The 15,315-nt window shown below is 48.5% G+C and carries 13 protein-coding genes; 9 read left to right on the top strand and 4 right to left on the bottom strand.

The genetic code is table 11. The features are described from left to right. The first annotated feature begins 54 nt into the window (after positions 1 to 54). The 8 genes from EXG77_RS14990 (at position 55) to EXG77_RS14955 (ending at position 8,652) form a co-directional block, all read left to right on the top strand. On the top strand, positions 55 to 354 hold the full coding sequence (locus tag EXG77_RS14990) for a rhodanese-like domain-containing protein (protein WP_035399194.1): 300 nt from the start codon (positions 55 to 57) through the stop codon (positions 352 to 354). 179 nt (positions 355 to 533) lie between these two features. Further along, the gene (locus EXG77_RS14985; RefSeq protein WP_238987961.1) at positions 534 to 2,489 is read left to right on the top strand and encodes a methyl-accepting chemotaxis protein; all 1,956 of its coding nucleotides are present in this window, start codon (positions 534 to 536) and stop codon (positions 2,487 to 2,489) included. 168 nt (positions 2,490 to 2,657) lie between these two features. Continuing rightward, positions 2,658 to 3,845 carry a DUF2157 domain-containing protein gene (locus tag EXG77_RS14980; RefSeq protein ID WP_035399192.1) on the top strand — a complete coding sequence of 396 codons (1,188 nt, stop codon included), beginning with the start codon at positions 2,658 to 2,660 and terminating at the stop codon, positions 3,843 to 3,845. Next, the gene (locus EXG77_RS14975; RefSeq protein ID WP_023466766.1) at positions 3,842 to 4,285 is read left to right on the top strand and encodes a GDYXXLXY domain-containing protein; all 444 of its coding nucleotides are present in this window, start codon (positions 3,842 to 3,844) and stop codon (positions 4,283 to 4,285) included. The genes EXG77_RS14980 and EXG77_RS14975 overlap by 4 nt, the downstream gene beginning before the upstream one ends. A 372-nt stretch (positions 4,286 to 4,657) precedes the next feature. Continuing rightward, positions 4,658 to 5,515: an S-adenosyl-l-methionine hydroxide adenosyltransferase family protein gene (locus EXG77_RS14970; RefSeq protein ID WP_035399191.1), complete on the top strand. Its 858-nt coding sequence runs from the start codon at positions 4,658 to 4,660 to the stop codon at positions 5,513 to 5,515. Continuing rightward, on the top strand, positions 5,512 to 6,063 hold the full coding sequence (locus EXG77_RS14965; RefSeq protein ID WP_035399190.1) for an ECF-type riboflavin transporter substrate-binding protein: 552 nt from the start codon (positions 5,512 to 5,514) through the stop codon (positions 6,061 to 6,063). Before EXG77_RS14970 ends, EXG77_RS14965 begins: the two co-directional genes overlap by 4 nt. 70 nt (positions 6,064 to 6,133) lie before the next feature. Then, positions 6,134 to 7,837, top strand: a complete 1,704-nt coding sequence (locus tag EXG77_RS14960; protein WP_035399188.1) for a DUF3744 domain-containing protein — start codon at positions 6,134 to 6,136, stop codon at positions 7,835 to 7,837. After that, entirely contained in the window at positions 7,828 to 8,652 is an 825-nt protein-coding gene (locus EXG77_RS14955) for an energy-coupling factor transporter transmembrane protein EcfT (protein WP_035399186.1), read from the top strand. Before EXG77_RS14960 ends, EXG77_RS14955 begins: the two co-directional genes overlap by 10 nt. Positions 8,653 to 8,713: 61 nt before the next feature. Here the strand turns inward: EXG77_RS14955 and EXG77_RS14950 are convergent, their stop codons facing one another. From EXG77_RS14950 to folE2, 4 genes are all read right to left on the bottom strand, one after another. Continuing rightward, on the bottom strand, positions 8,714 to 10,507 hold the full coding sequence (locus EXG77_RS14950) for a carbon starvation protein A (RefSeq protein WP_023466771.1): 1,794 nt from the start codon (positions 10,505 to 10,507) through the stop codon (positions 8,714 to 8,716). Between the two features lie 139 nt (positions 10,508 to 10,646). After that, positions 10,647 to 11,342 carry a LytTR family DNA-binding domain-containing protein gene (locus EXG77_RS14945; RefSeq protein ID WP_023466772.1) on the bottom strand — a complete coding sequence of 232 codons (696 nt, stop codon included), beginning with the start codon at positions 11,340 to 11,342 and terminating at the stop codon, positions 10,647 to 10,649. Continuing rightward, a complete protein-coding gene (locus EXG77_RS14940; RefSeq protein WP_023466773.1) occupies positions 11,323 to 13,089 on the bottom strand; it encodes a LytS/YhcK type 5TM receptor domain-containing protein in 1,767 nt (588 codons plus the stop codon). Before EXG77_RS14940 ends, EXG77_RS14945 begins: the two co-directional genes overlap by 20 nt. A gap of 110 nt (positions 13,090 to 13,199) precedes the next feature. Next, positions 13,200 to 14,105 carry a GTP cyclohydrolase FolE2 gene (folE2, locus tag EXG77_RS14935; RefSeq protein WP_035399184.1) on the bottom strand — a complete coding sequence of 302 codons (906 nt, stop codon included), beginning with the start codon at positions 14,103 to 14,105 and terminating at the stop codon, positions 13,200 to 13,202. A gap of 329 nt (positions 14,106 to 14,434) precedes the next feature. Between folE2 and EXG77_RS14930 the strand changes: the two genes are divergently transcribed. Further along, entirely contained in the window at positions 14,435 to 15,292 is an 858-nt protein-coding gene (locus EXG77_RS14930; RefSeq protein ID WP_035399265.1) for a TerC family protein, read from the top strand. The last annotated feature ends 23 nt before the right edge of the window (positions 15,293 to 15,315 follow it).

The raw sequence follows: 15,315 nt of genomic DNA, 5'->3' as shown, positions 1-15,315 counted from the left end.
TTTGATGATGAATTTGCTACACTTACGGCAGAACCATACAGGAGGTCATACGAAATGAAAACGATTCATGTAGACGAGTTACAAGAGCGATTAGAGGCAGGCGAGGCGTTACACGTCGTTGACGTCCGGGAGCAGGATGAATACGATGCAGGACATATTCCGAACGTCCGCTTCCTTCCGATGTCTGAAATCGGTGAACGCTATACGGAGCTGCAAGAAGGTGAAACCTACTACTTAATCTGTAAAGCGGGCGCGCGAAGCGAAAACGTCGGTCGTTTCCTCGAGCAATATGGATACGACATCGTCAACGTCGAAGGCGGCATGATTAACTGGAAGGGCGATCAAGAAGCATAAGAGGAAGCGTTACCAAGGAAGACGACTCCATGAGAGTCGTCTTTTTTTCATGTGAATCAATGAACGATTATCGATTTCTCTATGAACATTTTTCGTTATTCTTCCGATAAAGAAGGTAGAATAGCGAGTCCTTGCACTCGAGAATGGAGTGACACATGGAACAAAAGATCAAACGAACGATGAGTATCAAACAAAAATTAATTTTGACATCGATTCTCCTATTAGTAATCCCAGCGCTCGTGATCGGATTTGTTGCCTACAATCAGGCGAAACAATCCATGACGGAGCAAATTCTACAATCGGCACATGGTGGAGTCGATCGAATGAACGATGAGATTCAGAATATCATTGATCCGATGCGACGCGATGTCGCCTTTTTTGCGGACCGAATTGACGGGACGCTCTATCAAAAAGGAAAACAAAATGCAGCGTTGAAGGAAAAAATGACGGAATATCTCGACATGCATCCGCAAGCGGCGAACATCTATTTCGCGACGACAGAAGGGGATATGAACATTTTCCCGGAACAAGTCATGCCCGAGGATTATGACCCACGTGAGCGCTCGTGGTACCAATCGGCTGAAGCAGCCGGTGGAAAAGTCGTCATCACCGATCCATACGTCGATGCTGCCTCGAACAAGATGATGGTGACATTGTCACAAACGACCGGAAACGGAAGAGGTGTCGTGGCGATTGATGTCGATGTCGACCGCATCGCGGAAATCGCGAAAAAGATTAAAATTGGTAAAGAGGGTTATGTGACGATTCTCGATTCGAATAAGAAGTTCGTTACGCACCCGACGCTAAAACCAGGTGAAAAGGCAACAGGGAACTGGGTTGCGCCACTCTACGATGACCCAGCCGGACAATTTTCGTATGAATTCGAAAATGAAGGTAAACAGATGGACTTCATGACGAACGATTTAACGAAGTGGAAGGTTGCCGGAACCCTGTACGATCATGAAATCACCGATGCGACGTCGAGTATTCTGTGGACAACGCTCGCAGTCATCGGCGGAATGTTACTCGTCGCAGCCGTCTTCATCTACTTCATCCTTCGCTCGATTCTTCGCCCACTCGGTCATTTGACACGTGGAGCAGAACGGATTCAATCTGGTGATTTGACGGAACCCGTCATCGTTGAATCAAACGATGAGGTTGGACAGGTCGCACAAAGCTTTAACGTCATGGTCGACTCACTCCGCTCGATCATCATTAATCTCGATCAGTCAATCACACAAGTGGCCGGTTCGTCGCAGGAATTAATGGCGAACTCAGCTCAGACGACATCCGCATCGGAACAGATCGCGGGATCGATTCAACAGGTCGCAGCAGGGGCGGATCAATCGAAACGTCAACTCGATGCGAATGCCGTTTCGCTCCAGTCGATTACAGCGGGCATCATGCGAATTGCTGAGAGCTCAACGGACGTCTCAGAGCTATCACGTTCAACGGCTACAGAAGCTGAGAACGGAACAGTTGCTGTACTGCAGAACGTCCAGCAGATGAAAGAAATCGATGCCTCTGTTCAAAACTTTGGTGGTGTCATCAGTTCACTCGCACATCGTTCAAATGAGATCGGAAAAATCGTCGATGTCATCAATGGCATTGCCGAACAAACGAACTTGTTAGCACTGAACGCGGCGATTGAAGCAGCACGGGCAGGCGAAAACGGAAAAGGGTTCGCCGTCGTCGCAAGTGAAGTGCGTAAACTAGCAGAGCAGTCACAGGATTCAACGAAGCAGATTGCGCAACTGATTCAAAACATCAAGCAGGAGACAGATCAGTCAGTCACGATGATGAAAGAAGTATCGGGACAGACGAAAGCCGGTTTATCGACGACAGAAGCATCAGCAGAACGATTCCAGAAGATTCTCGAACGGACGCAAGAGATGACACCGCGGATTGAAGATGTGACGGCAACTGTCGAGGAAATCGCAGCGAACGTTCAAGAGGTTTCTGCCTCTGCAACCGAAATCGCACATATCGCGCAAGAGAATTCATCGGCGTCGAAACAAGTCGCAGCGACGACAGAAGAACAGTTGAGTGCGATGGAAGAGATTTCGCAATCAGCCAAAGCATTATCCGATATGGCGGAAGAATTACAGGTGCTCGTTGCCCGTTTCCGTGTTTAAGCCATCGATTATACAAAGCAAGGAAGCTAGTCTTCCTTGCTTTTTTCGTCTGTCACCATTCTGTGACGAACTGAACAAATAGCTTGGAATCCTTGTGAATCCGGGCTTGAGATGGTACTAAATCGGGAATTTAATAAATATCTAAACACTTCGAAGGAGGTGGGTGCGATGAAGCAGTTACGCAAGATGAGAGAGTGGAGTGAAGCGGGGCTTTTGGACGAAGCAACCGTCAAACGAATCGTCGATTATGAGAACAATCGTAAGGAAAAGCAACGTCTACCGCTCTTGTTGATTGTAGGGGGTACGTTCGTCGTATTGGCTGTGTTCAGCTTTTTAGCCGCTAACTGGCAAGTCATGCCGGTCGGATGGAAAATCGGACTTGTCGTAGCACTCATGTGGAGCTGTTACGTCATGGCGGATCTTTCGGAACGTCGGAGTATGTTGCATCCGATTGTCTTCCGAATCGGTGGAATCCTAGCGTTTGGCGCCTCGATTCTCGTCGTTGTTCAAAGTTTCCACTTGCCGATGGAAGGATCATTACTCGGATGGTGTGTGTTTGTCGCCGCGTTAGCGCATTATGTGCTTTGGCGTCATGAAACATACGGTGTCGTCGCCTTCCTTTCCGGATGGACGATCTTCACGAGTCTCGGTGGTTTTGGTCAAGAACAGGCGAGTTATCTCGACTGGATATCGTTCGGTCTGATGGTCGTGCTGTCGTTCAGTTGGTTTTACTTCAGCCAACGTCTGCCATCGCTTTTGTTTAGCTGGCTGTTTCTCTTCTTCAGTGGTCTCTCCTTGTTTCTCCTTGTATCATATGACGGATTCCTGTGGCCGGTCTGGACGCTATTTTTACTCGTTCCAGTTCTCTGGCTTGTTCGTGAGAAGTCCAATCGTCGGATCGTCGAAATGGTCTATCTGGTCGTTGCTGCCATCAGTTCGATCGTCTATCTGTCTGTACGTGCGGAATCAAATGCCGCATTACCATCTATGACAGAAGCGATTCTGCTAGCTTTCGTATCCATCGGATTAGGAATTTTCCTCTATCAAAAACGTCGCTCCTTATTGTTTATCGTTCCGCTTGGATTCGTCGGAGTCCTGTGGCTCGATGAACAGGCCATTCTACTCGCCATCCTTTTTGAAATATCGGCGCTAGTCTATTTGTTGTATCAAGAACGCCGTCATGCAATCGTCTGGCCAGCCTTTCTCTATTTCATTCTCGTTCAAATCGCGATATACGTCATCTATGCGTGGGATCGGTTGAACATGTCCTTATTTTTCCTCATCGGTGCGCTACTCATCTTCCTATTATCCGGTATCTTATGGTGGTTACGCCGTAGAGGAGGTGTGGCGTCATGAAACGCTATCTCATGCCCGTATTGCAGACGTGCGTCGTCGGTCTGTTGATTGTCAGCTTTTTTGCAACCTCCTGGTTCGGAACATCGTACCGTTTTCGGGCAGAACCGTTTGATCCGTTTGATCCCGTTTACGGTGAATATGTGATGCTTCAGTATCCGGATTTAAAACCAGGTCCGACGATTCAAAATGGGCGTGTTTATGTCAGCTTCAAGACAGATGCTTCTGGTTATGCTCAAATCGACCGGATTTCGAATGAACGATTCTTTGGAAGTGTCGCCGGCGACTATTATGACCAGTACGTGTCGATTCCACAATTGACGCAGTATTATGTCGAACAGGGAAGCGGAAAACAATATGAAAAAGCAAAAGCACTGGAAGTCCGTGCGGATGTGTCACCATGGGGAACGATCCGGACGACGAATTTAAAAATTTCTGAGTAAAAAACCTTGCGTCAGGAATGAAACGGTTGTACTATTAATTTAAATTTTCAGACAACTAAATCTGCATGCGTAGACGGGAAGAGTAAAGTGATCAGAAATCGATAGAGAGTCTCTGTTGCTGGAAATGAGACGATTTCGTCATTTGAAGATGGTCCCGGAGCAGTCGGAAGAACGTGAACCGTGTTCATCAGTAGAACCGACCGGTAGGACGGATACCGTTAGCATTCCAGGGAGTCTCGTACTCCTAGAGGTGGCTGAACGTGAGTTGAGCCATGAACGAAGGTGGTACCACGTGATCAGACATCACGTCCTGAGAGATAAGGGCGTGGTGTCTTTTTTGTGGAGACGTTCCCGCAGGAGGAGGATGACGAGATGGCAGAAGCATTGGTATTGCAATCAGACTTTGGCGTGAGTGACGGGGCAGTGAGTGCGATGTATGGGGTTGCGCATAGCATCAATCCAGAGATTCGGATTTTTGATTTGACGCACGACATTCCGCCCTTCCACATTTGGGAAGCGTCCTATCGGTTACTGCAGACGGTACCGTACTGGACGGAGCAAACGGTGTTCGTTTCTGTCGTTGATCCAGGTGTCGGATCGAGTCGAAAGAGTGTCGTCGCGCGGACGCATGCGAATCAATACATCATCACACCAGATAACGGAACGTTGACGCATCTTTGGCAAGCCGGATACATTGCTGAAGTGAGGCAACTCGATGATCGACGGCATCGCTTACCTCGAATGGGTGAATCGTATACGTTTCACGGACGAGATATCTTTGCCTTCACGGGTGCTCGGTTATCGAGCCATGTCATCACCTTCGAGGAAGTAGGACCCGTTTTACCTGCTTCGGACATCGTCTTGCTCGACCGGACACTTGCCTTGTCGTCGGATACCGGTGTTACCGGTATCGTCGAGATTCTCGATGTTCGCTTCGGAAATGTCTGGACGAATATTCCGGTCGCTCTCGTCCGTCAGGCGGGTCTCGACATCGGTAGCCACGTCAAGGTAACGATTTCGTACCGAGAACGGATTGTTTACGAACAAACACTGCTCTTTGGTCATTCGTTCGCCGATGTGCCGGTTGGTTCAGGCGTCGTCTACATCAACTCGCTGGATCAGATTGCTCTTGCCTTGAATCAAGGTTCGTTTGCGCATGCATTTGAGGTTGGAATCGGAAATGATTGGAGTGTTAACGTACAACATATTAAAGGAGGAGATCGAACATGAAAGGATTTACGACAAAACAGATCGTCGCAACCGGGATTGGAGCAGCAGTATTCATCATTTTAAGTCGATTCGCTGTGATTCCGACAGGCGTACCGAACACGTCAATCGAGACATCCTATGCATTTCTCGCATTCATGGCAGTTTTGTTCGGACCAGTCACAGCCGGTTTGATTGGTTTAATCGGTCATGGATTAAAAGATGCGATTTTATATGGTTCCCCGTGGTGGAGTTGGGTCATCGTATCCGGGTTCGTCGGTTTTGGCATCGGATTGATCGCTAACCGGATTCGCTTAGAAGAAGGTGGATTGACGACACGTAAAATCGTCTTATTCAATGCGACACAAGCCATCGTGCAAGCGATCGGTTGGATCCTCATCGCCCCGGTACTCGATATCTTAATTTACTCGGAGCCAGCGAACAAAGTCTTCGTCCAAGGGGCTGTCGCTGCGACATCGAACATCTTGACAGTCGGTGTCATTGGAACGTTGTTGCTCGTCACCTATGCGAAAACAAGAAGTAAAGCAGGCAGCTTGAAACGCGAAGCTTGACCGAATGAGCTATGATCCTGTGCGAAGAGACGGCAGGATCATAGCTCATTTAGCTTGGGGGGAGAAGGATATGACAAACGTAATCGAATTTCAGGATTTTTCATTTACATATCGGAGTCAGTCAGAACCGACACTCCGGCAGATTCAATTAACGATTCAAGCAGGCGAACGCATCTTAATCGTTGGACCGTCGGGTTCAGGAAAAAGTACGCTCGCCCAGTGCATCAATGGGTTGATTCCGTTCTCATACCCTGGAACGTGGGAAGGACAGGTCCTGATCAAAGGGCAGGATGCCCGGGAGTTATCGTTATTTGATCGTTCGCTGCATATTGGAACGGTGTTACAGGATCCAGATGCGCAGTTCGTTGGTTTATCGGTTGGCGAAGACATCGCCTTTGCGCTCGAAAATAAACAGACTGGGCGACCGGAAATGCAGGAGATCGTCGAACGTGTCGCACGGATGACGGATGTCGAGACGCTCTTGCAAGCACGATTAAATGATCTATCAGGAGGACAACGACAACGGGCGGCATTAGCCGGAGTCCTCGTCGAAGATGCGGACATCTTACTGTTTGATGAGCCGCTCGCGAATCTCGATCCAGTAGCGGGACAAGAGGCGATGACGCTTATGGATCGACTGCAACGTGATACGAATCGCACATTGATTGTCGTCGAACATCGGATCGAGGATGTACTCGTCATTCCGTTTGACCGCATCATCGTCATGGTCGATGGCGAAATCATCGCTGATGATCATCCGGATGTCATCTTAAGTAACGGAAAACTGCAAGAAGCGATCTTGCGTGAACCTCTCTATGTCAGTGCCGCACGCTGGGCTGGGCTTGCCGTTCAACCTTCAGATCAGCCGAGCCGCATCGATCCCTTTTTAAAGCGATTCAACCAGACGAACGTGTTAGAGCGTTTAGAGAAAGCACCCCAAAAAGAGGTTGCAACCTCTACTTCATTGCTTGAACTCAATCAGTTGGCGTTTCATTATCGTCAAGGAACGCCGGTGCTTGAGAATGTGACGGCGACTTTTCAAAAAGGAACACTGACGACGATCGTTGGTCAGAATGGTGCCGGAAAATCCACGCTTGCGAAAGTGTTGAGTGGTTACCAACGGACGACAGCTGGTCGGATCCTGCTTGACGGAATCGACATCACGAACCAATCGATCGCAGAGCGAGCAGGAACGATCGGATTCGTTCTGCAAAATCCGAATCATATGATTTCAAAACACCTCGTGCAGGAGGAAATCCGCTACGGGATGCAGGCGCTCGGACTGAGTGAGGCGGAAGAAAACGAGCGTCTCGAGCAGACATTACGTCGTTGCGGATTATATCCGTTTCGTAATTGGCCGATCCAAGCACTGAGTTTTGGTCAGAAGAAACGAGTGACGATTGCTTCGATTCTCGTTCGACGACCGGATATCTTGATTCTCGATGAACCAACAGCCGGTCAAGATTATCGGCATTATTCGGATATGATGGACTTTTTAGAAGGATTGAAGCAGGACGGAATGACGTTACTCATCATCACGCATGACATGCATCTCGTCTTAGAATACAGCGATCAAGTCTGCCTCGTGCAAGCTGGGCGTATCCGTTATGCTGGAACATCATTTGGACTGCTGAATCAAGAACAATTGCTGCATCATGCCCATTTAAAACAAACATCGCTCTTTACGCTAGCGCAACACCTCGAAGTCGATCCGGAACGATTCGTCGAGTCCGTGATTACGGCGGAGCGAAAGGAGCGGGAACAATGGCTGTAGAAATGCTTGGCTATATTGAAAAAACGTCACCGATTCATCGATTGACGGGAACGACGAAACTGATCGGATTCTTATTATTTACGACAGCAACGATGTTCACCTATGATACACGTGTCTTACTTGTAATGGGGTTAGTCAGTATCGTGTTATTCCGATTGTCGCGTATCCAGTTTCGGGAAGTCCGCTTCGTCTTGATCTTTACAGCGATTTTCGTCCTGATTAATGCGCTCGCTGTTTATCTGTTCGAACCAGAGCAGGGCGTGGCAATCTACGGATCGCGTCACGTCTTACTTGAAGGAATCGGACGATTTACGATGACCGCAGAACAATTATTTTATCTGTTCAATTTAATCTTAAAATACAGTGTGATCGTTCCGATTGCTGTGTTGTTTCTCGTCACGACCCATCCGACGGAGTTCGCTTCTTCTTTGAATCGGATTGGTGTTCCGTATAAGATCGCATTTGCGGTCTCCTTAGCGCTCCGTTATATTCCGGACGTTCAAGCGGATTTCCGGACGATCGCGAACGCTCAAGAAGCACGAGGGATTGCTGTCTCACACGGCTCCCTTTGGCAGCGGGCACGCAATAGCATCCAGATTTTACTTCCGTTGCTATTTACGAGTTTGGAGCGGATTGAGACCGTCAGCAATGCGATGGATCTCCGTGGATTCGGTGCCGGACGAAAGCGAACGTGGTACAACCAACAGACGATGACACGAATCGATTATGTCGCGATCGGCTGTGTGCTACTTTTGACGGTTTTGTCATTCGTCGTCACTTTCTATGATGGTAATCGCTTTTATAATCCGTTTTAAAAATGAGATACGAAAAAGGCAGTGGATGCGTCCACTGCCTTTTGTCATATGACCAATCCGCTTACGCAGATCGTTTTTGATTTTCCCAACGTGGTGAATTCAACAGTTCAATCCATTTCTTGACGGCTGAGATCGTGATGACGATCGCGAGCAGTCCCATCGTTACGGACAAGACCGTATTCAAGATGCTGAAACCTGGAGAATCGGGATTCGCATAGACGTTTGCGACCATCCAGATATCCGCGAACGTTACTGTGATCAGAAGATAGACGAGCGGGATGAACGTCGTCAGCGCATAGACTTTTTTATCGGCGATTTTCAAGATGATCGTCGTTCCGATGATCAAGCCGATTGAAGCCATCAGCTGATTCGATACCCCGAATAATGCCCAAATCGAACCGATGTCACCCGAAAACAGGAGATAGCCCCAGAAGAACGTCCCGAGTGCCGAAGCGAAGATCGCACCTGGAATCCAGTCGACACGTTTGAGTGGTTTGTAGAACTCCCCGAAGAAATCTTGAATCAAGTAACGGGCGACGCGTGTTCCTGCATCGATTGCGGTTAAGATGAAGACCGCTTCGAATAGAATGACGAATTGGAAGAAGAATCCGGCAATCTCTTTGAACCACGGGATGGCGCGGAAGATGAATGTCATACCGACGGCGAGTGAGACGGCACCACCTGTTCGACCTGCCAGATCGAGACCGATTTCACGGGATAAATCATCAAGATAGACCGTGCTCATACCAAGCGTCGCGAATACTTCTGGTGTTGAGTTGATGGCGAAGTAATCACCGACTTCAAGCGATGTCGCAGCGATCAACGCCATGACGGCAACAAGACATTCGACAAGCATGGCACCGAAGGCGACCGGTTTGATGTCACTCCACCGATTGATCATCTTCGGTGTCGTACCAGAACCAACGAAAGCGTGGAAACCAGAAATCGCACCACAGGCAATCGTGATCGAGATGAATGGCCAGACTGGACCAGCGATGATTGGACCACCGCCATCAACGAACTTCGTAAATGCCGGGAATCGAATGTCTGGGTTGATGATGAAGACACCAACGATCAAAGCAAGGAAGACACCGATTTTCATGAAACTCGATAGATAGTCGCGAGGTGCGAGTAAGAGCCACACTGGCAGTGCAGCAGCGAAGAATGCATAAATCGGTAAAGCAATCGCGAGTTGACGTGACGACAGATCGAACCAATCGCCGATGAATGTTTCCGTTAACTGAGGACCAAAACCAATCGCAGCTAGAATCAGTAAGAAACCAACTGTTGAAGCAAGTGCTAAGTTACCACCTTTACGTAAGTAAATCCCAACGAACATCGCAATCGGAATCGTCGAGAAGACAGCGAATGTACCCCATGGGTTATGTTCAAGGGCGTGTAAGACGACCATCGATAGACCAGCCATCGTGATTGTAATGATGAAAAGCATCGCAAGACCGGCACAAAAACCAGCGACGGGACCTAATTCTTTTTTAGCGACTTCAGAGAGCGATTGACCATCTTGGCGCATCGAAGCAAAAAGGACGACCATATCATGGACCGCTCCACCGATGACGGCACCGATTAAGAGCCACAGTAAGCCGGGGAGATATCCGAACTGAGCAGCAAGGACAGGTCCGACGAGTGGACCGGCAGCAGCGATTGCCGCAAAATGGTGTCCGAACGAGACCCATTTGTTCGTTGGGACGTAATCTTTTCCATCCGCTAATTTATGAGCGGGCGTTTCGCGATCATCTTTGATTTTTAAGACTTTCGCAGCCATGAACGTGCCGTAGAGACGATACGCGATTAATAAGATACAGATGACAGCAATAACGATTGGAGTAGCGCTCATCTAAAATTCCTCCTCTTGAATGAACTATGATGGATTTAGTATACAAGTTATGGAAGCGCTTTCTTTGATTTTTAGATGAGTTGTCGGTTTCGTTCGATGAAAGGTTGAAAATGGACCTTGAATCACAAAAAAGAAGCGCTCAAATACCGAGCGCTTCTTTCAGTAGTTTGACATACGTCCGACTGACTGGCACATCAATCTGATGAATTTTTAAATTATAGGCTCCGTTGAACCAAGGTTCGATGGCATCGATTGCTGATAAGTTGACGAGGTATGAGCGGTGAACCCGTAAAAAGCGATGATCTTGAAGCTTTCGTTCAAGTTCGAGTAAGGTCTCGTTCGATGGATACGCATGGTGCTCTGTGACGATCTTCGTCTTTCCGTTCTCAGCGACGATATAATTGATATCTTGAGGAGACAATAATTTCAGTTGTTCGCCCGTCTCAACGGCTAAACGTTCAAGGCGAGGGGCTTTTTTCGGCAGCGGTCGCGCGACTTTTTCAATCGCACGGACAATCCGTGCCGGATCATATGGTTTCAAGATGTAGTCATAGGCATTGAGCTCAAACGCTTCAAGCGCATGAGCATCATACGCCGTCACAAACAAAAGAGCCGGAGGACGTGGCATCGACTTTAAGCGTTTAGCGACTTCAAGACCACTTCCGTCCGTCAGCTCGATATCGAGAAAGACTAAGTCGGGTTGAAGGGAGCGAACGAGTCGTTCGGCTTCCTCGACACTACCGGTTTCCCCGACGACTTCAAGACCGGCTGCGGTCACGTGATAACGGAGCTCGTCACGTGCGAGCGGTTCATCTTCAATCAACAAGGTGCGCATGCTGAATCTCCTTTCTGACTTCAATCGGGAGACGAATCGCGATCGTCGTGCCGTTTTGACCGTCACTCGTGATCGTAAACTGTCCCTTTTCACCATATAAACTTCGAATCCGTTCTGCCGTATTGAATAATGCGGTACCGGTGCCTGAGGACGGAACGACTTCTCGACCGAGACGGGCAAGGCGCGAGGCGTCAATCCCGCGTCCGTTGTCGACGACTTCGAGACACAGCTGGTCTGCCTCACACCATGCCGTCACCCCGACATATCCTGTCTGTTCAGAAGAAAACGCATGAAGGAACGCATTTTCGATCAATGGTTGTAAGATGAACGGTGGAACGAGTAAAGCCGTCGTCTCGTCTGCTAAATCGATATCGAGAAACGGGCGATTCGGAAAACGAGCGGCTTCAAGAGATGTGTATGCTTCGATGTGCTCGAGTTCCTTTTGGAGCGGAATTTTCGTCGATCGTGCGCCTTGGAGGTTACTGCGGAAGAACGTCGACAATTCGAGCAACAACGTGCGTGCTTGTTCGACATCCGTCCGGCACAGTGCATAAATCGTATTGATCGCATTAAACAGGAAGTGGGGATGAATTTGTGCTTCGAGTGCCCGGATCTCGGCATCCTTCAGTAAACCGGCTTGCCGCTCTGCGTTCCCGAGTGCTAGTTGTGTCGAGAACAGTTTCGCTAATCCTTCAATGAGTTCGACTTCGACGGCGTCGAGCAATTCGGCATGAGGATAATAGACTTTCAACGTCCCGATCGTCGTTTCCCCGACGATGAGCGGAGCGATGATGCCGGCTTGAAGCGGACAATCCGTTACGGGACAGCCGATATCGAGTCGTTCCGTCACAAGACGAACTTGTCCGTCTTGCAAGACATGCTCAGTCGGTTTCGTCGTCCAGTGACTCCCAGCTTGATGGTGGTCGCTCCCGATACCGATATGGGCCAGGATGATGGAACGATCCGTCAGTGAGACGGCTTCGGCTCGCGTTTGCTGCAACAGAATTTCCGCGACAGCTTCTGCCGTATGGATATGTAGACCACGCGTCAGATGCGGAAGCGTCAAATCGGCGATATGCAACGACCGTTCGGCTTCTCGTGCCCGAACCGTTTCCTCTTCTCGCGCAGCAAGGCGGATGATCGATAAGAACAACCAGACACCGAGGACGTTGATCAGTGTCATCGGTAAGAAGATGAACTGGACGAGTTCGACTGCCGCATCAAAGGGGCGGGCGAATAGTAAAATCAACGACATTTCAAACAGCATTAAAAAAGCAGTCAGACACACGGGCAATAATGCTTGGCTACTGAGACGGTCGCGCCAATAGGAGCGTAAGAGACCGCTGACACCACCGGCGATGACGGTCGAAAGCGCGCAAGCGAACGCTGTGAATCCGCCGAGGGAATACCGGTGAACCCCGACGATGAGTCCGGTCATCAATCCACCGAGCGGACCAGCGAGCAGTCCGCTGATGACGACGATCATCGTTCGTGTGTTTGCAATCGCTGATGTTCCGTCGACTTCTTCGAGCCAAGCATGGGGTAAGAATTCAGCTAAATCGACTTTGACCCCTGTATAGTTACTTAAAATGCCGTACGTCGCAAAAAACAGGACGAGAACACGGAATTGCCAGCCTGCTTCCGGTTGACGCAGTAGCCGTCGTGTCGGTCCCCACTGGGCGAGGATGAACGCTAAGATGATCATGATACCAAGTCGTTCGAGTAAAAAAGGAATCAATTCTAACATGTGCATTCCTCCATTCGAGTTAAGTGTAAACGCTCGCAAAACGGAGGGCAATGCCGGTATACAAAAAAAGCCGTACTCCCTCGGATTAAGAGGGAGTACGGCAGACTTACTTATTGTGCGTCTTTATCGAACGTGATCCGTGCGATCGCGTCGTGTTGGTGAATCGTTTCTTCGTTACGGCATTCGACGTAGAACGAAGCGATTGGATCCATTTCGTACAAATCAGCAGCAATCAAGCGAACCATATCTTCTACGAAACGTGGATTTTCGTATGCCATCTCTGTCACGCGCTTTTCATCCGGACGTTTGAGTACTGGGTGAAGTGGCGCTGAGGCATTGGATTCCGCAGCATCAAGCAATGATTGTTTCCAGTCAAAGTCTTCTGCTTCATCACGTAACGATGCTTCCATCGTGACGTAACCACGTTGGTTGTGAGCACTGTATTCGCTGATTTCTTTTGAACATGGGCAAAGTGTCGTGACGTTGATCGTCAAGCCGACAGACAACGTCGCTTCGTCCGTTTCCGTGTTGACGCTGACTGTTTGCCATACTTCAGCATTCATCAAGCCGCTAAGACCTGTTGCAGGTGCTTTACGTGTGAAGAACCATGGATAACGGATCGTCAATTGACCTTCCGTTTGTTCCATGCGGTCTGCTAAATCACGCGCGAATTGAATGAGTGACTCGTTCGTGACCGTCCAACCTTCGTTGTGGTATTGATCAAGTTGCTCCGTTAAACGGCTCATGTTGATCCCTTTACGGTCTTGTACGAGTGATGTCGACAGTTCAAACGTCGCCACAGTCGCTTGTGTGTTGTCTCCGTCTTGGATGACGACAGGATGTTTGACGTTCGAGATTCCGACAGCGTCTAGTGCGAACAAGAAGTTCTTCGGTGTATTTTGCAAGTCGACCATCTTATCTTTTTCAGTCGGTTTTGTTCCTTTGATCGGTGGTACCGAACCGAACAGCTTATGGCGCTCTTCTTTTGTTGGTAACGTAATCGGGTAGGTAGACATATTCATTGGCCCCTTTGTCCTTTTGTAGTGTTTCAATAGTAATAACATGACAGGAATGCTAGAGACGAGCAAGTCTGATGATTCCGCAAATGTGTTTCATCTTTTCATCGCTAGAAGTATTGTCTTGAATTTTATCACGAACGTTCGATAAACGAAACTCGCACGACTCAAAATCGACACATTCTATATCTGTAGGAATAACTTACTTGCAATCGGGTATACTATCCTATAGTATATGTTCAGGTGAACGTGTAATCATTGTTTTTTCGTCATGGTCAATAATTGAAGTTTTTTTATTTTACAGGTAGTAAGAGAAAGGGATGACAGAGATGGATTGGCAGTTATTATTACAGTATGCCTGGGTCGTACTCGTCTTGATCGCGCTTGAAGGATTACTTTCAGCGGATAATGCACTCGTACTCGCGGTCATGGTCAAGCACTTACCAGGAGAACAACAAAAGAAAGCACTTTTTTATGGACTAGCTGGAGCGTTCGTCTTACGATTCGCGGCATTGTTCGCGATTTCGTTCCTCGTCGATATTTGGCAAATCCAAGCACTTGGAGCGGCGTACTTGCTCATCATGGGACTACGGCATATTTATAAGACCGTTAAAGCCAGAAAGCTCGGTGAGAACCATGGGGCTGAAAATGAGCTAGATGAAGAACCGAAGTCGGAAGAGCCAGTTTCAAAAGGTGAATTCTGGCGGACAGTTGCGAAGATTGAATTTGCAGACTTAGCGTTTGCTGTCGATTCGATTCTTGCAGCAGTAGCACTTGCCGTTGCCCTTCCAAACTGGGGATCAGGCGAAATCGGTGGTTTGAACACAGGTCACTTCATCGTCATCTTAACAGGTGGTTTGATGGGTGTCGTCTTGATGCGTTTCGCAGCACGTGTCTTTGTTAAATTACTCGCAGAGCGCCCAGGTCTTGAGACAGCAGCGTTTGCGATTGTTGCCTGGGTTGGTGTGAAGCTAGCCGTTCTTGCGCTCGAACACCCGAAATACCACGCATCAATCGAAGGAACAATCTTTGAAGCCTTAAAACTTCCTGAAGGATTTGCCCACAGTACACCGTGGCAGGCTTTCTTCTGGACAGTCATGGTCGGTCTTGCTCTTTGGGGTTGGTTCTCTTCACCAAAAACGAAACCAAATCCAGATGCTGAAAAGAAAGTTGATCAAAACTTATAAGAAATGGAAACGATCCGTCGATG

The organism is Exiguobacterium sp. OS-77, from assembly GCF_000414195.2.
Taxonomy (GTDB): domain Bacteria; phylum Bacillota; class Bacilli; order Exiguobacteriales; family Exiguobacteriaceae; genus Exiguobacterium_A; species Exiguobacterium_A indicum.
Note: the sequence above shows the minus strand (reverse complement) of the source record. Positions and strands in the feature narration are given on the sequence as shown.